Source organism: Nitrosophilus labii (assembly GCF_014466985.1).
GTDB classification, from domain to species: domain Bacteria; phylum Campylobacterota; class Campylobacteria; order Campylobacterales; family Nitratiruptoraceae; genus Nitrosophilus_A; species Nitrosophilus_A labii.
Window position 1 is genome coordinate 1,754,146 of the sequence record NZ_AP022826.1, and the last position, 23,196, is coordinate 1,777,341.

The 23,196-nt window shown below is 33.2% G+C and carries 20 protein-coding genes; 5 read left to right on the top strand and 15 right to left on the bottom strand.

The window, feature by feature from the left end; all coding sequences use genetic code 11:
* Positions 1-17: 17 nt before the first annotated feature.
* The 9 genes from NIL_RS08850 to rdgB form a co-directional block, all read right to left on the bottom strand.
* Entirely contained in the window at positions 18-2,111 is a 2,094-nt protein-coding gene (locus NIL_RS08850; RefSeq protein WP_187647415.1) for a TonB-dependent receptor, read from the bottom strand.
* Between the two features lie 344 nt (positions 2,112-2,455).
* Positions 2,456-3,598 carry a glutamine-hydrolyzing carbamoyl-phosphate synthase small subunit gene (carA, locus tag NIL_RS08855; RefSeq protein ID WP_187647416.1) on the bottom strand — a complete coding sequence of 381 codons (1,143 nt, stop codon included), beginning with the start codon at positions 3,596-3,598 and terminating at the stop codon, positions 2,456-2,458.
* 124 nt (positions 3,599-3,722) lie between these two features.
* On the bottom strand, positions 3,723-4,274 hold the full coding sequence (locus NIL_RS08860; RefSeq protein ID WP_187647417.1) for a DUF507 family protein: 552 nt from the start codon (positions 4,272-4,274) through the stop codon (positions 3,723-3,725).
* 87 nt (positions 4,275-4,361) lie between these two features.
* Positions 4,362-5,612: an adenylosuccinate synthase gene (locus tag NIL_RS08865; RefSeq protein WP_187647418.1), complete on the bottom strand. Its 1,251-nt coding sequence runs from the start codon at positions 5,610-5,612 to the stop codon at positions 4,362-4,364.
* Positions 5,612-6,466: an ATP phosphoribosyltransferase regulatory subunit gene (locus NIL_RS08870; protein WP_187647419.1), complete on the bottom strand. Its 855-nt coding sequence runs from the start codon at positions 6,464-6,466 to the stop codon at positions 5,612-5,614. The genes NIL_RS08865 and NIL_RS08870 overlap by 1 nt, the downstream gene beginning before the upstream one ends.
* A complete protein-coding gene (locus NIL_RS08875) occupies positions 6,463-7,572 on the bottom strand; it encodes a pyridoxal-phosphate-dependent aminotransferase family protein (protein ID WP_187647420.1) in 1,110 nt (369 codons plus the stop codon). Before NIL_RS08875 ends, NIL_RS08870 begins: the two co-directional genes overlap by 4 nt.
* Positions 7,573-7,709: 137 nt before the next feature.
* A complete protein-coding gene (locus NIL_RS08880; RefSeq protein WP_187647421.1) occupies positions 7,710-8,144 on the bottom strand; it encodes an Hsp20/alpha crystallin family protein in 435 nt (144 codons plus the stop codon).
* A gap of 87 nt (positions 8,145-8,231) precedes the next feature.
* Entirely contained in the window at positions 8,232-10,079 is a 1,848-nt protein-coding gene (gene ciaB, locus NIL_RS08885; RefSeq protein ID WP_187647422.1) for an invasion protein CiaB, read from the bottom strand.
* Between the two features lie 37 nt (positions 10,080-10,116).
* Positions 10,117-10,719: an RdgB/HAM1 family non-canonical purine NTP pyrophosphatase gene (gene rdgB / locus NIL_RS08890; RefSeq protein ID WP_187647423.1), complete on the bottom strand. Its 603-nt coding sequence runs from the start codon at positions 10,717-10,719 to the stop codon at positions 10,117-10,119.
* 210 nt (positions 10,720-10,929) lie between these two features.
* Here rdgB and NIL_RS08895 point away from each other — a divergent pair, with 210 nt between their 5' ends.
* Positions 10,930-12,258 carry an MFS transporter gene (locus NIL_RS08895; RefSeq protein ID WP_187647424.1) on the top strand — a complete coding sequence of 443 codons (1,329 nt, stop codon included), beginning with the start codon at positions 10,930-10,932 and terminating at the stop codon, positions 12,256-12,258.
* 119 nt (positions 12,259-12,377) lie between these two features.
* Here the strand turns inward: NIL_RS08895 and NIL_RS08900 are convergent, their stop codons facing one another.
* The 4 genes from NIL_RS08900 to NIL_RS08915 form a co-directional block, all read right to left on the bottom strand.
* Positions 12,378-12,890, bottom strand: a complete 513-nt coding sequence (locus NIL_RS08900; RefSeq protein ID WP_187647425.1) for a TlpA family protein disulfide reductase — start codon at positions 12,888-12,890, stop codon at positions 12,378-12,380.
* 256 nt (positions 12,891-13,146) lie between these two features.
* The gene (locus NIL_RS08905) at positions 13,147-14,349 is read right to left on the bottom strand and encodes a molybdopterin molybdotransferase MoeA (RefSeq protein ID WP_187647426.1); all 1,203 of its coding nucleotides are present in this window, start codon (positions 14,347-14,349) and stop codon (positions 13,147-13,149) included.
* A 9-nt stretch (positions 14,350-14,358) separates the two neighbouring features.
* Entirely contained in the window at positions 14,359-14,799 is a 441-nt protein-coding gene (locus NIL_RS08910; RefSeq protein WP_187647427.1) for a molybdopterin synthase catalytic subunit, read from the bottom strand.
* 9 nt (positions 14,800-14,808) lie between these two features.
* On the bottom strand, positions 14,809-15,030 hold the full coding sequence (locus tag NIL_RS08915; RefSeq protein ID WP_187647428.1) for a MoaD/ThiS family protein: 222 nt from the start codon (positions 15,028-15,030) through the stop codon (positions 14,809-14,811).
* A 104-nt stretch (positions 15,031-15,134) separates the two neighbouring features.
* Between NIL_RS08915 and NIL_RS08920 the strand changes: the two genes are divergently transcribed.
* On the top strand, positions 15,135-15,791 hold the full coding sequence (locus NIL_RS08920; protein WP_187647429.1) for an MqnA/MqnD/SBP family protein: 657 nt from the start codon (positions 15,135-15,137) through the stop codon (positions 15,789-15,791).
* Positions 15,792-16,001: 210 nt separating this feature from the next.
* On the opposite strand, the gene NIL_RS08925 is transcribed toward NIL_RS08920, so the two are convergent.
* Complete coding sequence (locus tag NIL_RS08925) at positions 16,002-16,145, bottom strand: hypothetical protein (protein WP_187647221.1); 144 nt, start codon at positions 16,143-16,145, stop codon at positions 16,002-16,004.
* Between the two features lie 267 nt (positions 16,146-16,412).
* Positions 16,413-16,760, bottom strand: a complete 348-nt coding sequence (locus tag NIL_RS11100; RefSeq protein ID WP_306344630.1) for a transposase — start codon at positions 16,758-16,760, stop codon at positions 16,413-16,415.
* A gap of 235 nt (positions 16,761-16,995) precedes the next feature.
* On the opposite strand from NIL_RS11100, the gene NIL_RS08935 reads away from it, so the two are divergent.
* From NIL_RS08935 to NIL_RS08945, 3 genes are read left to right on the top strand one after another with little or no spacing between them, the layout of a single operon-like run.
* A complete protein-coding gene (locus NIL_RS08935; protein WP_187647430.1) occupies positions 16,996-17,922 on the top strand; it encodes a cytochrome-c peroxidase in 927 nt (308 codons plus the stop codon).
* A complete protein-coding gene (locus NIL_RS08940; RefSeq protein WP_187647431.1) occupies positions 17,919-20,027 on the top strand; it encodes an EAL domain-containing protein in 2,109 nt (702 codons plus the stop codon). The genes NIL_RS08935 and NIL_RS08940 overlap by 4 nt, the downstream gene beginning before the upstream one ends.
* The gene (locus NIL_RS08945; protein WP_187647432.1) at positions 20,009-23,182 is read left to right on the top strand and encodes an NAD-glutamate dehydrogenase domain-containing protein; all 3,174 of its coding nucleotides are present in this window, start codon (positions 20,009-20,011) and stop codon (positions 23,180-23,182) included. Before NIL_RS08940 ends, NIL_RS08945 begins: the two co-directional genes overlap by 19 nt.
* Positions 23,183-23,196 lie beyond the last annotated feature (14 nt).

Sequence of the window (23,196 nt, forward strand, 5' to 3'; positions counted from 1 at the left end):
CCTTAATAAAAATTATATCAGAATCTAAAATCTAAATTTGCGTAAATAAATCTTCCAGGTTCATTAATCAAAATAGGAGTTGTTCCTCCTATCAATGCTCTTCCGGCATATGTATTGTTAACAGCATAAGTTTCATCAAAAACATTATCGACTCCCACATTCAAAGTAATATTTTTTGCCAAATCTTTTGAGCCTTTTAGATTTAGAACCGTCCAGCCATCAATCTCTTGCTCACCGTTGTCAGCATCATAGTTTGAGTATTTTGAAGCCGCCAAAACTTCTACTCTAGCAAAATAGTCTCCGTTATCGTAGTTTAGTGCAACTCTACCTTTTAATGGAGGTATTTGCGCTAAATCTTCATCAGTTTGCGTATCTATAGGTTGAGAGTCTTTCCTTCCTCTTTGATAAGAAGCTCCAGCCTCTAAACTCAACTCATCATTTATCATAGATACAATAGACAAATCTGTACCATAAATATGAGCATCTATGTTTTCCCAGGTAAGATAATATACCGTTGGACTAAGGTTACCGGCATTTGTTTTATAAGCGTAAATATAGTCTTTTAAATCACTATAAAATGCGGTAACTTTTAGAGAGGTTTCACCTATAAGCGTCTCGTAACCTATATCAATTTCTCTATTTTTTGTCTCTTTCAGATCTGGATTTCCTTTTCTAGTCCAATTGCCGGACATATACCCTACAAAATATAGCTCTTGTGCATCAGGAACTCTTATACCTTGTCCTATTCCGATAAAAAATGAAGACTCATCGTTTACTTTATATTTTAAAACTAGATTTGCACTCAGATCATTAAAGTTTCTACTATGTTTTCCGTCATAATAGTTTTGAATACCTGCAATTGCAGAAATAGTAGGATCGTTAAAATTATTTGCATCAATATCCGTTTTATCGTATCTTGCACCAAATTTGATAGTTATATTATCTATATTTTTTATCGCTTTAACAAACACAGCTCTATTTTTCGTATCTACATTCGGAATTCTTACCTGCTTAGGCGTTTCGCTCGGTTCATTTAAGCATATCCCGTCCCAGTTTCTAAGACTACCGTCAGCACCTATTTTCCAAGCAATATCGGATAAATCAAAACTATTTTCTAGTTTTAATCCTTTTATGGTGCTTCTAACTCTATGAGTTCTATACATGCCATTGGCATCAGTTGCAGGAACTCCATATTCCCTAAATTCGGTTCCCATATCATGTTTAACGTGAGAATAGTAAGCTTTTAAACTTAATTTTTTAGAATACTTAGAAAGATTTCTTATAGCGTATTCGGCATTTAACATAGCGGTTTTATCAAGCTGAGCATCCATCTGAAAAGCAGGATACAAAACGTCAGTAGCTTTATCTCCGTAAGCACTTATTTTCAACTCTTGATTATCTGAAATATTGAGTAATACTTTAGTCCAGACTGAATTTCTAGTATAAGCTTTTGCATCTTTATACTGTTCTTGGTATCTGTTTTTATCTGTCTGCGGTAACTGTTCCCACTGCTGTTCTACTAGTGTCTTACCATCTCCATCCTTATATTGATCGCTTGATTCGTGAGAGTAGCCTAGTAAGATTTTAATTTTATCGTTACCGGCATTTCCACTAATGCTTAGTTTGTTATAATCATAACTACCGTATATGAAAGATATTTCCGCACTCTGTCCCTTTTGTGGGTCTTTTGTCTTAACATCTATCATACCGCCCATACTTCCAAAATTTTCAACATCAAAGGGCCCCTCTTTAACCGTTACCTTCTCAATCTGCGCCGAAGAAACGTGCATTGCTGGTGGGTCCATTCTGTTTGGACATCCCCCATAAACTTTAGCTCCATCAATAAGTACATTTATGTCATCTCTTTTAAAACCTCTCAAGATAATATCATTACCTATAGCACTGGCTCTTACAAGATTAATTTCTGGTAAAGTTTCAAATAAAATTTCACCCAAATCCTGTTGTCTCGTAAACTTTATCTCCTCTTTGCTAACCTCCGTTAAATTAGCAGATGTTTCTGCTATATCCTCTATAAAAACTTTTTCTACCTCTATAGAACCTGCAAAAAGTGCACCGCTTAAAATAAGCGACAACCCTATCTTTCTTTTCATACTAACTCCTAACGATTTAAATTAAAAAATTTTATTAAAATTATTACATATAAATATTAATTTTCAAATTAAATTATGCCGGTTTTTATTTTTGATTAGGCCGGATTTTATAATAGAATTTGTTTCAGCACTGCTTTTGAGCAAGATTAAGGCTTTTTAAAATTTGAGCTCTTTCTACTCTGATGTAAATCAAAAAATTTTTGATAATGTGATAAAGTCTATTGCAAAATCCGAGTTAAATAAAAATAGAGGAAAAAAAGATGATTAAAGTTTGAAAGATAGTCGTTTTTAACGACTACTTTCTATTTTATCAAACTTTTTTTTGAGTTATAAGTTTATTTTTTCTATTTACTATCTTTATGCTTTATCACCAAATCCGCAAACTCTTTAAATATATATGCGCTCTCATGAGGTCCTGGACTTGCTTCTGGATGGTGCTGAACCGAAAAAATAGGGGAGTTTTTATATTTTAAACCCTCAATTGTATTGTCAAAAAGGTTTATATGAGTTACTTCGGCTATATCTTTTATATTTTCTGGTACGTTATAATTGTGATTTTGTGCAGTTATCTCAACCCTTTTAGTTTTTTCGTTTCTTACTGGATGATTTCCACCATGATGGCCAAATTTAAGCTTAAATGTTGGATAACCGTGAGAGATGGAAAGTAGTTGGTGTCCAAGGCATATACCAAACATCGGGATCTTCTTTTCTATAAGCTTTTTAATCTTTTCATGAATATCTTTTAAAATAAGTGGATCCCCGGGACCATTAGATAGAAATACTCCGTCAATTTCGCCTTTTTCGAATCTCTCTATCAATTCTTCAACGCAAAAATCTTGTGGAATCACCTCAACCTCTAGTCCAGCCTCAGTCAGATTGTTTAAGATATTTCTTTTTACTCCGAAATCTATAGCAACTATTTTAGCTTTAGCTTCAGGCGGCTCTTTGTATCTAAACACCCTAGCATCATAAGTCGCACTTTTATGAATATAAGACTTTTTAGCACTAACCTCTTTTATATAATTTATCTCCTCTATTCTAGGTGAGTTTTCTAAAATCTTTTTTAACTCTTCTTGATCGCTAATTTCCGTAGAAGCTATCATCATCTGTGAGCCATCTTCTCTTAATACTTTTGTTAAAAATCTTGTATCAATATCGCAAATGCCCATTACGTCGAATTTTTTTAAAAAATTTTCCAATGAGTCCTCAGCTCTAAAATTAGAATATCTTCTTTGATAGTTTCTTACTATTATACCTTTCGCAAAAGCACCATAACTTTCCATATCTTCCTTATTTACACCTACGTTTCCGATTTCAGGCATAGTAAAAGTGATAAACTGTCCGGCATAACTAGGATCGCTTATAATCTCTTGATATCCGCTCATAGAAGTATTGAATACTATCTCACCGACCTTTGTTCCTTCACTTCCAAAACTTTTGGCCTCCAAGAAGATTCCGTTTTCAAGATATATCCAGACTTTTTTCAACTCCAACCCTTTCTTGTTGTGATTCGTAATTCATTACTCATAATTTAAGCTTTGTAAAATTGTATCCCAACACTCAAAACCCAACATATATTCGCCTAATGTAACTAAATACACCAATAACTAATTACAACATCCCTCTTTTCCTAAGTTCCTCTTCATACATCTTTTGAAAAACAAGCTCAAACTCCTCGGAGCCTGGTACAAGCTTACGCTTATAATTTGAAATCTTTTCAAATACCTTATCCTCAATCTCATCATACATCTTTATATAATCAACAATCGCATTGAAAATAATATTTTTTACTTTATTTTCCGGAACAGTATATCTTATAAGATCCTCTTCATAAAGATAATCTAATATTTTATGGGAAAGGTGATTAAACCTATCCTCAAAATTTAGTATTACATCATATTCGGGCGCTAATCTCTTTTTTATCATCCAAAAAAGCTGTTTGGAATCAGCTAGCATAAACTCGATCTCATCCTCGTTTTCTTCTATAATCTCTCTAACATGCTCTTCTAAAGCCAGCTCTTTTTTAAGATCTTCTTCTATTATCTCCTGAGCTGCTTTTATTACAGATTCAATACCTTTTGTCAAAGTAACAAATCCGCTTTTTGCTAAATCTATAGCTATCTTGTTCGCTACGTATGGTGCGTGAGGAAGTCTTAGTCTCATTAACTCTCCTATGTCTATAGTAACTTGTTTATAAAGTCAAAATGGTAAAACAGTGAAGTAGTTTGAATCACTTAACCGCTCAACCACTTATCTAATAACGGTATCGGCTCTATCTGGGCTAGTAGAGATTATTCCTACTTTTGTTCCGGTAAGTTCCTCTATAATTTTTATGAACTTTTTTGCTTCGTTAGGCAATTTTTCATACTCTTTTATACCCTCAACGCTATCCCAACCATCAATCTCTTGATATACCGGTTGCACATTTTCCAAATCACTTGGCACATAATCTATAATCTCCCCCTCATATCTATATGCAATGCATATTTTTATCTTCTTAAAACCATCTAAAACATCTAATTTCATAATTGCAAGCTCATCACAACCATTAAGCCTACATGCGTATTTTGCCGTAACCGCATCGAACCATCCGCATCTTCTAGGACGCCCTGTAGTTGTGCCAAACTCGGCCCCCTGTTTTCTAAGTTTTTCTCCATCCTCGCCGAAATCTTCAGTAGGAAAAGGTCCATTTCCCACTCGAGTACAGTAAGCTTTGGCAATTCCTATAACTTTACCGATATCTTTAGGAGAGAGTCCAAGCCCTGTACAAGCACCCGCTGCTATAGTATTGGAACTTGTAACGAACGGGTATGTTCCATGATCTATATCGAGCATACTTCCTTGAGCTCCTTCAAGCAAAATCTTATTCTCTCCAAACTTCATAATCTCCCAGATATAGTTAGTAACATCAGTTACATAAGGCAAAAGTTTTTCTCTATAAAGTTCAAGCTCTTTTTTAAGTTCATCTTTAGAAGGTATTTCTATATCTAAAGCTTTAAAATATGCTTTGTTTGTTTCAAAATAGTCCAAAATCTTCTCTAAAAGTTTTTTCGTATCTTTTAGTTCACCTATTCTATGACCCATTCTGCTTATTTTATCGCTATATGCCGGGCCTATACCTCTTCCTGTGGTTCCAATCGCGTTTTTGCCTCTAAGCTTCTCTTTTGCCTTGTCTATCAACTCGTGATATCTAAAAATCAGATGAGCTTTGTCGCTTATGAGAAGTCTTCCCTCTAAAGAGTCAAACTGTTCCATCTCTTTAAGAAGTGCCGCGGGACTTACTACTACACCGTTACCTATGATATTTACAGCTTTTGGATTTAAAATCCCAGAAGGTATAAGGTGCAGTGCAATTTTCTTTCCGTCAACAACTATGGTATGGCCGGCGTTATGTCCGCCTTGATATCTACATACAACATCATAATTTTGCGCAAGAAGATCAACAATTTTTCCTTTTCCTTCATCTCCCCATTGAATACCAACTATCAAATCCGCTTTCATCAACAACCTTTGTCTTCTAAAATTTCAATCAAATTGTCCGTATACAACGCAAATCCAGCCGCAGCTAATTTATCTGCTCTATACTCTCCACCCATACAAAGAGTCATGTTTTTATCGATAAATCTAAAAAAAAGATCCTCATAATACCTCATTTTCGCATAATAAAGAGGTGCTATAATGAGATTATCGTAATTTATCGAATCGCTAAGCTCTTTGATCTTTACGAGCTCATCCTCTATATTTTGCGGAACCTCGCCTATTAAGTCATCTATTTGAGAAGGCTTTTTTAGATAAATGAGCCTCTTTATCCACTCACTGCCACACTCTAAAAGATACTCTATATTTACACTTTTTAAAACCTCTAAAGGTATATTATGCTCTTTATGCAGTATTTTAGCTATCTTTATATTGGAAATCTGAAGCAGTGGCTCAATATTTAGCTCCTTTAAAATCTCTAACGCGATTTTAAGTACCTCTTCGCTTTTGGAACTTCCCAAAAGTTCGGCCCCTATTTGGTAAAATTCAGATGTTGGATATCTAAAAACCGGCTGTATATAAAACCATTTTTTATGGGATGTACTGCGTCCGAGCCTCTTTGTAATAATTCTCACAACATCTACTGTAGAGTCGGCTCTAAGCGTAATATCTCTATTTTGTTCATCGCTAACTCTAATAAGCTCTTTTCTATCTTCAATACTAAAATGTTGATGATAAGAAAAAAGTGGCGTAATAATCTCTTCATAACCATGCTTGTAAAAAATTTCGCTGGCTTTTGCTTCTATATCTCTTTTTAATTTTGCACTATTTCCAAAATAGAGTCTAGCCCCTTTTGGGATTTCATGTTCATAAATCATAAATCAATCCTAAAATATATTTCGTTAAATACCCTATTTGCTTTTCCTTCATACTTCAATCGTCCAAGCTCTTCAAGAGCCTTTTCGACTGCATTTACCACCCAAGCAGCTTCATAAGGCTCAATCAAACCCATATGATTTATTCTAAAGAGTCTGCCTTTTAGATGATCTTGTCCTCCTGCTACGTTTACCCCATATTTTGTTTTTAAAATCTTTCTTATTTTTTCAGCTTCCTCATCTATAATCGCAGTCATAGCATTTGCCGGTTTTTTAGGATATATACTAAGACCAATAGCCTCTAAAGCAACTCTTGTAGCTAAAGCTCTTTTGTCTGTCAAATCATAAAGAGTATCAAGCCCTAACTCTTCAATCTCTTTTAAAATCTCTCTTAAACCTATTATCAGAGTTGTGGCTGCAGTATAAGCAGTAGTACCTTCTCTTTGTTTTTTTATTTCGCTCGCAAGATTAAAATAAAATCCTTTTCCTTTGCCTATTTTTTCTACCGCTTTTTGACTTAAACCTATCATGGAAAGACCTGGAGGCAGCATCAAAGCTTTTTGGCTTCCTGTTATTAAAGCGTCGATATTCTCAATATCTATAGGTTCCACACCAACTGCAGTAATACCGTCAGCCACAACCATAATATCCGCTCTTTCAGCTTTTACTTTTGCGGCAATCTCTTCAACTGGATGCCTAAGACCTCCTGCACTTTCACATATCTGAATAAAAAGAGCATCAATATCTGGATTTTCTTTTACTGTTTTAACAATTTCTTCAGCATCTGCAGGCGTATCCCATTCATAAGTAAGTTCGATATAAGGAAGATTAAAAGAGTCACAAATTTTAGTAAATCTTTGCCCAAATTTACCGGCATTTACAGTCAAAGCCTTTTTATGGCAAAGATTGGTAACACAAGCCTCCATGGCTCCTGTTCCGGTAGAAGCTATCAAAACTACTTCATCAGTTTTTAAAAGATTAAAAAGAAGTTCTCTAGTCTCATTAAATATTTTAGTAAATTCTGGTGTTCTATGATGTATAGTCTCACCGGCCATTGCGACTCTAGCTTTTTCTGGTACCGGCGTAGGTCCGGGAGTAAAAAGAAGCATATTTTATCCTTTGAAACGAAAAATAACTATATTTAACAAAAGCAAGATAGTATATCAAATGAAGGATTAAATTGTGTTTATGAAAAATTGAAGAGTGAGTAGAATAAGTGGCAAATCAAGCAAAGGACAAGTGCCCTTTACTTGATTTCGATCTTTTTAGTATTTTCTTTCTCTTCGATTTTTGGTATTGTTATATAAAGTACTCCATCTTCAGCTTTAGCTTCAATTTTTTGGGCATCAGCGTCACTTGGAAGAGTAAATCTTCTTTCAAATTTTCCAAAGAAACTCTCTGTTCTGATATAGCCTTCGTCTTTCTCCTCTTTTTTGAATTTTCTTTCGCCAGATATTGTCAAAATGTTATCTTTAACCTCAACATTTATATCATCTTTTTTAACTCCAGGAAGATCCACTTCAACATAATAAGCTTTATCATTCTCTTTTTCGTTAACTGCCGGTGCCCATACTGTCTCCTTTGCTGTCGCTGGAACAGCTGCTCTTTCAAGATCTAACATACTAGAGATTCTCTTTTCTATCTCTCTTAGCTCTTTGAAAGGATCTATCATAGGTAACATAGTCACCTCCTTATTCAGTTTTTTCTTGCTGTAATTATAACAAGTTTAGTCTATTTATGTCAAGTTTTATTAGATAGTTTTACTAAATTATTCTTCTATAATCCTTCCAATTTTCTTATAAAGTTCCCAGTAATACAATACAAACTCTTTTACCTTTTCATCTTTAGGAAGATAGTGCTTTCCTACTTTTTCAACATAATTATCTAAAAACTTTTTTGGATCACTTTTCTCAAGATAATAATCAGCAACTAGACATTTATAAACATTCATATACCACTCTTTTAGCCTTTCGTAGCTATCTTTTGATATATCTACATTAAGTCTTTTATCGAATCTTAAAACTTTTGAGTCAAAAAGTCCTTTTAGATGCAAAAGTCCCTCTATATAATATGGCAAAACCTCCGAAGTCTCCATCCAAGAGATGAGTGAAACTACTCTTTGTAGAGTATCTTCCATTACATATTCCCAAAGTTCCTCCTCTTCAAATATAAAAAAAGCTATAAGTCCTCCTACTGTCGCTTTAAACTCCTCAACATTTTTAAACTGTCCGGATCTATTCATAAGCGATTCACTACTCTCATCCATCCACAAAATATGACCATATTCATGACCGATAGTGGTTATATCGTAAACTTTATGCCAAATTTGAGGCATTTTTAAAACTTTTCTGAACTTTTTGACAAGTTTAGCTCCAAAAACCTCTTTGGTAATCTTCATAGGAGGTTTAGATTTTTGTAATTCAAGTATCATATCAGCATAAGCAAATATCTTTTTACCCTCCTCTTTAGATACTTTTTCGTCATTTGGAACCACTTGAGCACTAAAAAGTCCGTTAAACTCAGCACCATACCAGCTAAACGGCCTTCCAATATAGAGCTGAACTCTATTTAAATTTTTTATAGAGTTTTCATAGATAGACTCTCTGTTTTTACCAATATCAAGATATATATTTTTAAAAGCTTTCTCGATTTTTATTTTAGTTCTATTATCTTGATAGTCCGGATTTACGATTCTAATATCCCATTCCAAAGCGACAGCTTTTCTGTAATGATCCTCATAATACTCAAGAGGGTGCCCTATCTGAATAGGCGAAGTTATTTTCATCCATGCTCTATCCACATCAGCCCATTTGGATATAAGATTTTCTATTTTATCTTCTAACAGTGCCTCTTTAATTTTAGTAAAATAAGCGATCCATGCATTTTCTAGAAAGAAAACTTCATCTTTCAAACCTCTTAAATTCAAAATAAAACACTCAAGCTTTTTGCAAACCTCTTTTACCTCCTCTTCAAAAGCTTTAGAGTAAGGAATCGATTCAAATTTTCCATCCTTTATTCTCAAAACAGAATAGGACCTATCTCCCGGTTCTCCGTTAATACCTGGATCGAGAAGATTTTTCTCGTTTAAAAGTTTATATATCTTCTCCTCATCTGAGTTAAAGAGTCTGTAAAGCTCTCTATTGACACCGTTTATAATCTGCGCCGTCCAGGAAGATTGCCAAGAACTCATTGCAATCCCAACTTGATGGGCACCTTTTAAAATCTCTCTATAAAATGGAGTTAAAAGATTTTCATCCTCTATTTTAGATATAAGTCTCTCAAACCTCTCTATATAAAATTTTGATATCCAAAGATAGGCCTCTTCTTTGGCTCTTATAATATCTTCTTCACCAAAACCGGCCTCTTTCATTACTTGAACAAGAGAATCTTCCCTTAGATTTACTATCCTATTTACAGCAGCAAGTCTCGATTCGCCATTTACAGGAAGATTCAAAAGTACTAAAAATTCATCTACTAATATTTCAATATCTATAAGTTTCGTATCTACCAATGAGCGGTGAGGTTTAAAAATATCATAAAATTTTTGAAGCTCCTTTTGCTCAAACTCTACAAGCTGGTAAACTCTTTTTAAATCCTTAAAAAACTTCTCTTTCAATTTTATTTCCTTCTTTTTATTTAGAGCCCTTCGGATATTACTTATTTTTTATAACTTTTAAAACTCTTTGCGCAAGTTTTAAAGCTTTAGATCTGTGAGATATCTCTTTTTTTATCTCATCATCCAATTCACCCAAAGTTTTATCGTAACCAGAGGGAATAAACATAGGATCATAACCAAACCCCTTATCTCCTCTTGCTTCATCAATTACTACTCCATGCATCCACCCATGTACTGTAAATTCACCCTCTTTTGAAACTATAGCAATCGCAGCGGTATAGTAAGCTGGGGTTTTTCTAATATTTTTAGATTTTAGCTCATTTATTAACTTATTTAGATTATCTTTATCACTAGCGTTTTTACCCGCAAATCGGGCACTGTAAATCCCAGGTATATTGCCTAATGCTGGTACAGTTATACCACTATCATCAGAGATCACTACGGCATCGGGATAGATATCTTTAACCTTCTCATAAATCGTTCTTGCTTTTATAAGGGCATTTTCTTTAAATGTTTTACCATTCTCTTCTATATCAAGCTCTCCTATAATCTCTTTGAAAGGAACTACCTCTTGCGAGTCTAAAATCTTTTTAATCTCTTTAATCTTTCCCTTATTTGAAGTAGCTAAAATAACTTTCATTTTTTTGCCTTTTATTTATTGGTATTTGTTAAAATAGCCAACTGGTTAAAATAGTGAAATAGTCGAGTTGTTAATTTGTTGAGTAGTAATATATAACTATTCAACAAATTTAACCTTTATAAATGCTCGACCAAATTTATAACTACTAAATAATTTTAACCATTTTAACTTCTTAACTTAACAACGAAATTCTATCATAAAGGATAGTAATTGAAAGAGATTGTAAAAAAGGTTCTTCCTTTAAGTCTTATCGTAGCTTTAAGATTTTTCGGATTATTTATAGTTTTATCGGTTCTTTCTCAGTATGCTATTGAGTTAAAAGGAGGGACAGCCTTCTTAGCGGGCATTGCAGTTGGTGGATACGCCTTTACCCAAGCTTTACTCCAAGTTCCATTTGGTGTTTTAAGCGATAAGATAGGAAGGAAAAAGAGTATACTTATAGGACTTTTGTTGTTTGCAGCTGGTTCTGTAATATGCGCCGTAGCGGATAATATCTATATGTTACTATTGGGTAGATTTTTGCAAGGTGCCGGTGCTATTGGCTCAGTTGTTACGGCTATGATAGCAGATTATGTAAGAGAGGATGAAAGGGCCCACGCTATGGCGGTTATGGGTATGGTAATAGCGCTTAGTTTCGCCGCGGCTATGATTATAGGACCTATTATAGGCGGTCTATACAGCGTTAAGGCTCTTTTTTGGCTGACAGCCGTTTTGGCAATTCTTGCTTTAGCCATACTCTTTAGCGCTGTTGGCGAACCTCCCAAAATAGTTCATCACTACTCTGAAGAAGAGGCTAAAATAAAACATGTTTTCAAAGATAAAGACTTAGTTAGAATGTATATAACTTTTCTTTTCCATTCATCTACAATGGCAATAGCCTTCTTTTTGATACCAATAATAATGAAACAGAAATTTGGTATGGGACCGGAAACTTACTGGAAAGTCTATCTTCCCGCAGTGATTTTCGGTATAGTTGCAATGGCTCCTGCTGCTATCTTAGGAGAAAAGTATCACAAAGGAAAAGAAGTTTTCATAGCGTCTATTATATTTATAGCGCTCTCCTTTTTACTTATGGGCTATTCTAACTCATTTTTACTATTTGCTGTAGGAGCAGTATTTTTCTTCATAGGTTTTAATATGTTTGAGCCTCTTTTGCAAAGTTTTGTTTCAAAGTTTGCAAAAGTTCACCAAAAAGGTGCCGCTTTAGGTGTGGCAAATACATTTGCCTACGTAGGAATCTTTCTTGGAGGTGCCATAGGCGGTCTGTTGTATCAATATTTCCATGAAAATGGCGTAGCCATATTTGTTTTGATGGTATGTATCATTTGGATTTTTTGGATAGTAGGTATGAGAAATCCAGGAGTTAGAGCAAATCTCTTTTTGGATTTTGAAAATTTCGACAAAGAAAAACTTTCTGGCCTAAAAGTAGTAGAGGGAATTACTGATTTTTACGTAAATGAGACGGAAAAAATTATAGTAGTAAAATACGATAAAGAAAAACTTGACGAAGATTATATAAAAGAGTTTTTAAAAAAATGATTGAAAGCTGTTGTCGTTATATTGGTAATTGGTGTATTAGCAAAAATAGATATTCCATTAAGAAAGACAAATAACTAATATACCAATATACCAATAAACTAATATACTAATATAAAAATTTATCTCTTATAATTTTGCTCAATTATCCTTTCTAAAACAGTCTCATCCATCATACCCAAATGATAACCTTTATAAGTACCGTTACTATCAAAAAAGAGCATATACGGGATCTGACCTTGCCATCTGGTTAGCGAAGAGATATACTCAACAAAATCTTGATTTCCCTTCATATAATCAGCAACCGGAAAATTAACGCCTCTATTTTTAATCATACTATAATCTTTAATATCCAGTGGCTCTTGAACATGGAGACCTATAATTTGTAATTTATCTTTATATCTTTTTTGAATCTTACCCAAAATAGGCATCTCAGCTTTGCAAGGAGGACAATTTTTGCCAAAAAAATCTAAAATTATTACCTTATTTGGATACTCTTTGACCTTTATCCCGTTATCATTTACCTCTATATGAATATCTTTTCCTTCCATTGTTTTTAAAGTAAAACTTTTTACATCAGCCGCATAAGTTAAACCAACAAACAGTGCGGCAATAAATAAAAGTTTTTTGAACATTTATTCTCCTTTATTTCGTAATTCGTAATCAGTGATGAGTGTCGAGTGATTAGGGATAAAATAGTTGAGTGGTTGAGTGGTTAAAAGCGACCAGCAACCAGTAACCATCAACTCCCAACCAACACTAACACTCTTTTATCCTTCTCCCCTTAACCTTCATCCATCATTTCGTGATTCGTAAATCGTGATTCGCAAAGCGTAAATGAACATTGGAATTGGGAATTGGCCGCTTCACTCCTTACTCCACACTCCCTACTCATTTAATCAGCCAAACATCTACTTTTTCACCAACCTCTTTATCTCCTTCATGCTCAGAAGTCATGATGAGTCCTACATCTCCTATCATATTCGTCAAAATGGCGCTTGTACCTTCTCTTTTACCTTTGAAATCAACAAAATATTCACCATCTTGCAAACGTAAATTGCAAACAGTAAATTCTGTTTTTTTGCTTCTTTTTTTAAAATTTTCCTTCAAAGTAGCTTTAACTATCTTTTGCTCATAGTGAGTGCCCTTAAGCTTGTAGAGTATAGGAAGAGCGTATATCAAAAATGTTACAGTACTCGAATACGCAAATCCAGGAAGTCCTAAAATAGCTTTATTACCTTTTTTTGCAACCATTACGTGCTGACCAGGTTTTATAATCACACCTTTAAAGGCAACCTCGGCTCCGATCTCCTCTTTTATAACATCTTTTACATAATCATAATCCCCTACGCTAACACCACCTGTAGTTACAACCATATCGGCACTATTTAAAGCCTCCTTTAAAGCTTTCGTTATACTCTCTTTGTCATCTTTTACGGCACCTAACTGAACAGGCTCTGCTCCGTGCAATCTTACCAAAGCTTCAAGAGTGTAACTGTTAGAACTTCTGATCTGAGCACTATTTTGCCTCTCTTGGCCTATTTCTAAAACTTCACTTCCTGTTGAAAGGATTGCAACTTTAGGCTTTTGATAAACTTTTGGCATAACTATATTTAAGCTACCCATAATACCTATCTCTGCAAAAGAGATAAGTGAGCCTTTTTTTATCAAAATCTCATCTTTTTTATAGTTTTCTCCTATCGGTCTAACACTAAAACCTCTTGTAACAGGTTTTTTTATAACTATTTCGTCGCCTTTTACTTCCACATTCTCTATAGGTATAAGCGTATCAGAACCTTTAGGCATTAAAGAGCCTGTAAATGTTTTTATACAAACTCCCTCTTTTACCTCCTCTTCTACTTCGCTTCCAGCAGGATTTTTTGCAACTATTTTTAGCCTCTTCATCTTTTGATCTTCAAATCTTATTGCATACCCGTCCATAGCAGATGTAGGAAACTCAGGATTGTTCTCTTTAGCCACAATATCCTGAGCTAAAACTCTACCCAACGTTTGTGTCAGAAAAAGTTTTTCTGCTCCTTCAGGCTCAAAATCTAAACTATTTAATATTTTCATCGACTCTTCGTAACTTATCATCCAAATCCTTTAAATATCGAGTAGTCCGCTTCCTTTAATCTTTTGACTTCTATCTCTAGCATAAACTCTTTTGCCATTAATCATATCATACTTCCAAATAGGCGCACTAGCCTTAAAATCTTCTACAAAATCCTCAATAAGTTCTAATGCCACTCTTCGTTTAGGCGAAAAAACTGCCGCCATATATGAAGATGTATGAACTGGAACATCTCCTATAGAGTGGGCCATTTTTAAATACGCCCCCTTTTTGTTAGCTCTTTCTTGCCAATCATCAAACCATTTTGTCAAAATAGGCTCATATACATCAAAACTCAAAGCTTCAATACCTCCCTCTTCTCTAACAGTACCTACAAATGTAATAAAAGCTCCGAAGTTTTTATCTTTCCCCCATTTTTGCCAAGAAGAAAAGATGCTATCAACGTCCAAAGGTCCTTTATAGAGCTCTAACATAAACATCCTTTATCCGCCGCAAACAGGTGGCAGTAAAGATATCTTATCACCCTCTTTAAGCTCCACCTCTAAAGTATCTACTAGTTTGTCATTGACTGCCACGGCACACTCGCTAAGCCATTTTGACATCTCTTTATCGCTTTTTAGTTTTTGAGCCACCTCTTTTAAGCTTTTAGCCTCTATCTCTATAGGCTCTTTACCGATTGGACCTAAAAACTCTACTCTTATCATAGCTTTTCCTATTATGGGATTTTGAGTATTATATCAAAATAGTCATTATAAAATTTCGTTGATCAAATAAAATTTATATCTCACTTTTACGATATAATACGCTCATGATTTTTGGAAAAATTGATTATATAAATCTTTTACCGTTTTATATATTTTTAAAAAGAGAGCTAAAAAATTCTTCTGATAGAGCCGTATTGGAACATAAAAAAGGAGTACCTTCAAAAATCAATAAGGATTTTAAAAAAGGTAAAATTGACGCGGCTTTTATATCGAGTATATTCTCGAAAAACAGAAAGTGTACCAACTTGGGTATCGTAGCTAAAAAGGAGATTTTGAGCGTAATAGTTTGTCCTGGTAAAGAAAAGGAGGATATAGAATCAAACACTTCAAACATCTTAGCCAAAATTTTGGAAATAAAAGGGGAAATTTTAATAGGGGATAAGGCTTTAAAAAGATACAAAGAGGGAAAAGATTGCGTAGATTTAGCTTATGAGTGGTACAAAAGATATAAACTCCCATTTGTTTTTGCAAGACTTTGTTACAAAAAAAACACAAAACTCTATAAAAACATTGAAAAAAAATTTTTAAACTCTCATATAAAAATCCCAAACTATATACTAAAAAGGTACGCAATAAGGAGCGGATTAACTCAAAAAGAGATTCTTCATTATCTATCTTTAATAAGCTATGAAATAGATAAAAAAGCCTCTATCTCTTTAAAAAAATTTATACGCCTCTCAAAAAAGAGATTAAAATGGTAAAATATAACAGAACCACTTGCAAATTCAAACATCACAAACAGCCTAGTTTATCTTCCTGGCAATTTTTGAGATTAAAAAAATCTCTATGTGACAATATAGTCAATGTTTTATCTCAATTCTCCCTAAAATCTTAAAAAATTCCCATTTTTACTCCACTTTTTATGGTTTGATAGCTAAAATTGTCCTCTTTTTTACTTTTTTATGACTATTTTAAGTAACAAGCTGCAAACTCTGATGAATACAGATAGATAAAATTCCAAATGCTAATACAGAAGCTACTTTTGTAGCTCCTTTGTAATAGATTGTTTTACATCCAAAGTCATCTTTGAGATACTTGTTTACTCTCTCAACCATACTTCTTTGATTATAATGGTGTTCATCAGATGATTGTGCTAAATTTAAAAACTCAAATTTCTTAATTTCTTCTTTTTGTAATTTGATTTTTGCTTTTAGTTCTTTTAAATTTTTAGGGTTTATATCTATAATTGGGCGATGTCCTAATTTATCCCGGATTTTGCGATAGACTTTATCACATTAGCATTTAACACTTCGTTTATAGACAATTAAAAATTTTTTGACTTATCACCTTATAGATAAACCTTCAAAATTGTTAAAAAGCCCCTAAAGCTCAAGCAAAAGCATTACTGAAACAAATTCTATTGTATAATCCGGGTTAAAAACTCTACTAAATTTTGATTCGCTTGGAATATCACTTTTATATCTCCACCCACATATAACTCTTAAAGTTCTATCACGATAGAGCCTCTCTATTAAATCTCTTGTTGTTTGAATATTATAAACACTCTTTGCTATAAACACTCTTGCAATTTCAATTCTATCTTTTGGAGTATTGGTGATAGAAACAACTGTAATATTTTTCTCAATTTGAGCAAAATCTAATATTTTAATGAACTTTTGTTCTTTGTGAGATAACTCCTCTAATCTTAATCCTCTCTTAACGCTGAAAATAGTGTCTTTTCAAGGTTTAAGATTTTATTCCACATTTTAGATAGGTTTGTAGATATTTTTGATACAATATTTTCCATAAGCTAAGTCTCCTTCTGTTAGGTTTTTGTGGTAAAAAATTATAACATAGTGAAGGCAGACTTAGCTTTTTAAAATTTAATTTAGCTTAAATCATAGGTGATTTTTACTAATCTGCAAGTGGCTCATAGCTATATGAAAAATTCTAAGAGGATTGTCAATGAATAAAGCTTTTTTTGCCTTTTTACTTTCATCTCTTTTTTTACTTGCAAAAGAGCCAATTACACCGATACCAAAAAATATAAAATATGATAAAGAGAAAGCAATTTTAGGAAAATACCTTTTTTTCGATCCCCTTCTTTCCAAAGACAAAAGTATAAGTTGCGCAAGTTGTCACGATTTTAATCATGGAGGTGCCGACCCAAGACCGGTATCCATAGGAGTAGAAGGAAAAAAGGGAAAAGTAAACGCCCCTACGGTCTATAACTCCTATTTTAACTTTAGACAGTTTTGGAACGGAAGAGCAAAAGATCTAAAAGATCAAGCAAAATACCCTATTCACGCTTCCAACGAAATGGCAATGAACGAAAAACTTATAGAAAAAAGATTAAATGCCAACACTTTTTACAAAACTCTTTTCAAAAAGGTGTATAAAACCGACAAGATAGAGTTTTGGATGGTCATAGATGCAATTGCAGAGTTTGAAAAAGCTCTAATAACACCAGATTCAAAATTTGATCGATATCTAAAAGGAGAAGTGAAACTCTCGTCCCTAGAAAAAAAGGGGTATCTGCTTTTTAAACAGCTTGGATGTATAACTTGCCACAACGGTATAAATATAGGCGGAAACTCTTTTCAAAAAATTGGCGCTATCAATCCTTATAACAAAGAGCCAGTCGGCGATAGATTTGAGATCACCAAAAGAGAGTTTGATAGATACAGATACAAAGTTCCCTCTCTTAGAAACATAGCCCTAACCGCTCCATATTTTCACGATGGAAGCGTCAAATCTTTAGAAGAGGCGATTGATAAAATGGCCTACCATAACCTTGGATTTACCTTAAACGAAAAAGAAAAAGAAGCCATTATCTCTTTTTTAAAAACACTTACCGGTAAAAAACCAAAAATTTTAAAAGAAACTCAATGACAAAAGTAAATAAAAGAGTATATATCGCAGCTTTATTCGGATCGTTAGCAATCCTGCTTTTAATAGTTTTTGAAAATTTTACGAAAACTTATTTTATCCAAAACAATCGCGTACTAAATGCCCTTTACGATCTACAGATACAAGAGGCAATCTTAGATTATGAGATTTTGGAAAACTCACTTTTTCTTTATAAAAATTTCGACTCTATTGTTGTTACTCAAAAAAATATAGAAAATATATTCAAAAATATTGAAAAAAACGGACATTTAAAAAAGGATCACTCTTCCGTTTACAAAAAATTGATAGAATATAAAAAAAGCCTCAATAAAAAAATTGAAATTATACATGATTTTGAAAGTATAAACTCAACAATTAAAAACTCAACTATGTACCTATCTACGTTAATCAGCAAAATTCCTGATATCTTAGATGAAAATAAAAAATCCAAATTTGATAGTTATAAAAAGTTGGTAATCAAAACGATATCCTCGATTTTTTTGGCAAAAAACAGTTTCGATAAAGATTTCGTAGAAGAGATTAGAGTAAACTATGAAAAATTGAAAAAATTCCGTTTTGATGAAAAGAACTTAAAAAATTTCCACTCCGTCCTTCTCTCTCACCTACAAGTTTTTATTAACAATTTCCCAATCTATACAAAATATCTAAATGAAATTTTACATAACAAATCTAAAGAGAAACTCCAAAAAACTCTGGAAGAGTTTATAATCTCCGCCAATAAGGAGCTTAGATTTTTAACCATTTTATACAATATTTTAATAATATTTTACATTGCTTCCATTATAGCTATACTCTATTTGATGTATATTATAGACAAAGAGAACGTCCTGCTAAAAAGAGTACAAAGAAAACTTGAAAAAATGGCAAGAGTAGATCCGTTAACTGGACTTCTCAATAGAAGGGTATTAGATAGCGACAAAAAAAAGTTTCAATACCCCGTCTTTTTTATAGTCAATATCGATAGGTTTAAACATTTTAACGATTTTTACGGTATAAATGCGGGAGATTTTATCTTAAGATACGTAGCAAAAACTCTCAAAAACATCGTTCCAAAAGACTCAAGAGCAAAATTTTACAGAATAGGTGGAGATGATTTTGGAATTTTGATGGAAAAAGATAGTTTGGATATTGAAAAAATAGCAAAAGATATCGTAGATTACTTTAAAACCCATACTATAACATATAACAATGTAGATATACATCTATCCGTTAGTATCGGAATCACACTCCAAAAACCCCTTATAGAGACCGCCGATATGGCGCTAAAATATGTAAAAAAAGATATAAGAAGATCATTTTTTCTATACAACTCGAATCTTGGATTCTATAAAAAAATAGAAGAAAATATTAATAGAGCTAAAATATTGAAAGAGGCACTTGAAACCGATAATGTTTTTCCATACTTTCAGCCTATCTTTAATCCCTACTCAAACGACATAGTAAAATTTGAGGTTTTGGCAAGATTAAAAAACAAAAGTAAGGTAGAATCAATCTCTACTTACTTGCAAATAGCCAAAGAGACTAAATTGTATGAAGGATTAACAAAAACTATTTTTGAAAAAAGTTTTGAGTACTTTAAAGATAAAAATTGTCAATTTTCCCTCAACATCTCTATGGAAGATATCTCCAACCCAAATATTTTAAAATTTTTAGGAAATCTGTTTGGCACTTATCCTTATATTTCACAAAACGTAACTTTCGAGATATTGGAAAGTGCCGCCATAACAGATTATAATATGGTAAGAGAGTTCGTATCGGTGGTAAAAAATATGGGTGCAAAAATAGCTCTAGATGATTTTGGCAGCGGTTTTTCCAATTATGAACATATTTTAAATCTCAATATCGACTATATCAAAATCGACGGTTCATTAATAAAAGATATAGATAAAAATTTTCACGCCGAATTGATTGTAAAGACTATTAAAAATTTCGCAAAAGAGGCAAACATAAAAACCGTTGCCGAGTTTGTGCATTCGAAAGAGGTACTTAAAAAGATCAAAGAACTCCACATAGATTATGCACAAGGTTTTTATCTTTCCAAACCAAAACCACAAATAAAGGTAGAGACATGCAAGAAAAACTTTTAAATACTTGCAAAAAGATGTTCTCATCCGAAGACCTTAAAATATCAAAAAGTACGCTAAAAGAACTGGGAAAAAAGAGGTTTACCGTAACTTTTTACGAAAAAAATGGAAATACTTTTTTAAAAATTTTTTCTAAAGAGACACTTGTTTTATCAGAAATCATCCCTATTTTACAAGATATAGGTTTTAAAGTCGTAGAGGAGATTACCTATAACCTATCTATAGAAAAAGAGCAGATAGCTGTTATTAGATTTCTTTTGGATATTGATGATATAAATAGACTTAAAACTTCAAAAGAAAACATTAAAGATGTAATCGAAAAAGCTCTAAATAATGAGATATTATCTAGATGTAAACTATACTCATTGACTTTAAAAGAGAATCTAGGCATCGATGAGATAAGACTTTTAAGAGCGCTTGTTACTTATGAAAACCAGATAGTTTTAGAGTTTAACGAGGTTACAATAACAAAAACTTTTTTAAAACATCACCACATAATAAAAGCGCTTATCGATTTTTTTAAAGTCAAATTTGAACCTACAAGAAAAAACAGAAAAAGAGAGTTAGAAGAGAAAAAAAGAGAGATAGAGACTCTTTTAAAAAAGATAGCAAATATCAATGAAGATAAAATTATAAGAATTTTATATAAAATCATCGATTGTTCCCTGAGAACCAACTATTTTTTGCATAAAGAGACCATTAGTATAAAAATAGATACGAAATCTTTAGAAGAGTATCTTTTAGGAATTCAACCATCTATAGAAATTTTCGTCTATCACGACCGGTTCAACGGAGTACATCTTAGAATGTCAAATATAAGTCGAGGGGGGCTTAGATGGAGTGACAGATATGAGGACTTTAGAGAAGAGATCAAATCTCTTATGAGTACACAAGAGGCCAAAAACGCCATTATCGTACCTTCTGGAGCAAAGGGGGGATTTGTTATATATAAAGATAAAAAAGAGTTGAGTTACGAAGAATTTAAAAAATACTACTCTCTTTTTATCGACGCACTCTTAGATTTGATAGATAACAAAGTAAAAGAAAAGGTTGTAAAAAACAGAAATATCGTAGCATACGACAAAGAGGATTTTTACTTCGTTGTGGCTGCCGATAAAGGAACCGCCTCAATGAGCGACGTAGCAAACGAAATAGCCATAAAAAGAGATTTTTGGCTCTACGACGCTTTTGCGAGCGGCGGAAGCACGGGCTATAGCCATAAAGAGCTGGGAGTTACCGCAAAAGGAGCCTGGAAAAGTGTTTCTAGATTTTTTATCGAAAAAGGCATCGATATATATAAAGATCAGATAACCGTCGTAGGTATAGGTTCTATGAGAGGCGACGTATTTGGTAACGCTATGCTTATTAATCCCAATATTTTACTGCTAGGTGCCGTTAGTCATAACGAAATATTTATCGATCCAAACCCCGATCCAAAAATTGCCTATGAAGAGAGACTAAGACTCTTTAAAAAAGGTGCTCATTGGAGCGAATATGACAAAAACAAAATAAGCAAAGGCGGCGGAGTATTTAAAAGAAACGAAAAGAGCATAAAGCTTTCTCCTCAAATCCAAAAACTATTAAAAACAAAAAGAAGTACCCTTAGCGGGGAAGAGCTGGCTAAAAAAATCTTAACATTAAAAGTAGATTTATTATATAACGGAGGAGTAGGAACTTACGTTAAATCTAGCGAAGAGATAAATATATATCTTAGCGATAAAGAAAACGAGGGAGTTAGAATAAACGCAAGCGATCTAAAATGTTTTGCAGTATGCGAAGGAGGCAATCTAGGATTTACGCAAAAAGCTAGGATAGAATACGCACGAGACGGCGGAAAGATAAATCTTGACAGCATCGACAACTCGGCCGGTGTAGATACTTCCGATCACGAAGTAAATATTAAAATCGTTCTAAACTCTTTAAAACATAAAAATATCATAAACGAAGAGGAGAGGATTCAAACTCTCAAAAATCTTACGGATAAAGTTTTAAATTCAGTATTTTGGAACAACTATCTTCAATCGCTTGCAATCACCTTAGATGAGATTCGCTCCTCAAAAAATCTCGGCAAATTTATCAAAAGCGTAGAAATTTTGGAAAATAGTATTAAAATCTTTAAAAGGAGAGATTTCCATATACCCAAACCTTCAGATTTCGAAACAATTCTCACAAAAGAGAAGACTATCGTACGCCCAGTATTGGGGATATTACTCTCCTACTCCAAAATATTTGTAAAACAGATACTTTTAAAAAGCTCTTTTTTGGATACTCCTTTTGTTCAACACTATCTGTATAAATATTTTCCAAAAACTTTAGTCTCACTCTATGAAAAAGAGGTAGATTCCCACCCCTTAAAAAGAGAGATTGCGGCCACTGTCATAGCAAATAAAATCATAAATAACACCGGATGCAGTTTTATAGTGGACTACGAATCGCTAGGTGATAGCGGATTTATTAAAAAGATAGAGTCCTACTTGATTATAAATAGACTATTAAACGCAAACGATATAAGATATGAAATCTATAGAAGCGATTTTACTTTGCCCGCCAAACAACAATATCAACTTCTTTTTGCCCTGGAAGAGACGATCAGCTTTAGTGTTAACTGGATGATAAAAAAAGATACAAAAACCGATCCTCTCTTTATACTTAGTTATAAACAGGAGTTAAGCGAACTTCTCAAAAAGGCTCAAATCAAACTAAAAACAAAAGAGATTACGTCGAACGAAAAGATTAACGCATTCTATTCGTTGCTGGATTATCTCAAATTTACCGCAGCGGCTATATATATAAAACAAGAAACACCTTTAGATTTTTCTAGCGTGGCTAAACTATTTTTTCTCATAATCGATAGATTTAAAATAAACGAAATATTAAACGCGTTAGACAGTTATAGGCCTCTTTTTGAGAACGAATATAAGGTTAAAAAAGAGTTAGAGCAACTTATAGAGTTTTTCGTTACGAAGCTAGCTCAAAAGATTTTAAAGTTTACAAGAGCGGATGAAGATATTGAGGAACGCTTTGAAAACTTCTTGAAAAACGAATATAAAGATTCGCAAAACGTCTTAAGGGAGGTAAACGAGTTCTGCACTAGGAAAAACCACAATCTTACCGCCCTTTCCCATATAGTAAATTCATCGGTTATCTCTATTATCTAAATCTTTTTAAAAGA

Bases quoted from the DNA above. Each gene is read 5' to 3' on its own strand.
- NIL_RS08880 (WP_187647421.1), bottom strand. From the start codon at position 8,144: ATGTTACCTATGATAGATCCTTTCAAAGAGCTAAGAGAGATAGAAAAG.
- NIL_RS08860 (WP_187647417.1), bottom strand. From the start codon at position 4,274: ATGAGACTAAGACTTCCTCACGCACCATACGTAGCGAACAAGATAGCT.
- rdgB (WP_187647423.1), bottom strand. From the start codon at position 10,719: ATGAAAGTTATTTTAGCTACTTCAAATAAGGGAAAGATTAAAGAGATT.
- NIL_RS08940 (WP_187647431.1), top strand. From the start codon at position 17,919: ATGACAAAAGTAAATAAAAGAGTATATATCGCAGCTTTATTCGGATCG.
- NIL_RS08920 (WP_187647429.1), top strand. From the start codon at position 15,135: ATGATTTTTGGAAAAATTGATTATATAAATCTTTTACCGTTTTATATA.
- NIL_RS08865 (WP_187647418.1), bottom strand. From the start codon at position 5,612: ATGAAAGCGGATTTGATAGTTGGTATTCAATGGGGAGATGAAGGAAAA.
- NIL_RS08945 (WP_187647432.1), top strand. From the start codon at position 20,009: ATGCAAGAAAAACTTTTAAATACTTGCAAAAAGATGTTCTCATCCGAA.
- NIL_RS08905 (WP_187647426.1), bottom strand. From the start codon at position 14,349: ATGATAAGTTACGAAGAGTCGATGAAAATATTAAATAGTTTAGATTTT.
- NIL_RS08910 (WP_187647427.1), bottom strand. From the start codon at position 14,799: ATGTTAGAGCTCTATAAAGGACCTTTGGACGTTGATAGCATCTTTTCT.
- NIL_RS08875 (WP_187647420.1), bottom strand. From the start codon at position 7,572: ATGCTTCTTTTTACTCCCGGACCTACGCCGGTACCAGAAAAAGCTAGA.
- NIL_RS08935 (WP_187647430.1), top strand. From the start codon at position 16,996: ATGAATAAAGCTTTTTTTGCCTTTTTACTTTCATCTCTTTTTTTACTT.
- NIL_RS08925 (WP_187647221.1), bottom strand. From the start codon at position 16,145: ATGGTTGAGAGAGTAAACAAGTATCTCAAAGATGACTTTGGATGTAAA.
- NIL_RS08900 (WP_187647425.1), bottom strand. From the start codon at position 12,890: ATGTTCAAAAAACTTTTATTTATTGCCGCACTGTTTGTTGGTTTAACT.
- NIL_RS08915 (WP_187647428.1), bottom strand. From the start codon at position 15,030: ATGATAAGAGTAGAGTTTTTAGGTCCAATCGGTAAAGAGCCTATAGAG.
- NIL_RS08870 (WP_187647419.1), bottom strand. From the start codon at position 6,466: ATGATTTATGAACATGAAATCCCAAAAGGGGCTAGACTCTATTTTGGA.
- NIL_RS08850 (WP_187647415.1), bottom strand. From the start codon at position 2,111: ATGAAAAGAAAGATAGGGTTGTCGCTTATTTTAAGCGGTGCACTTTTT.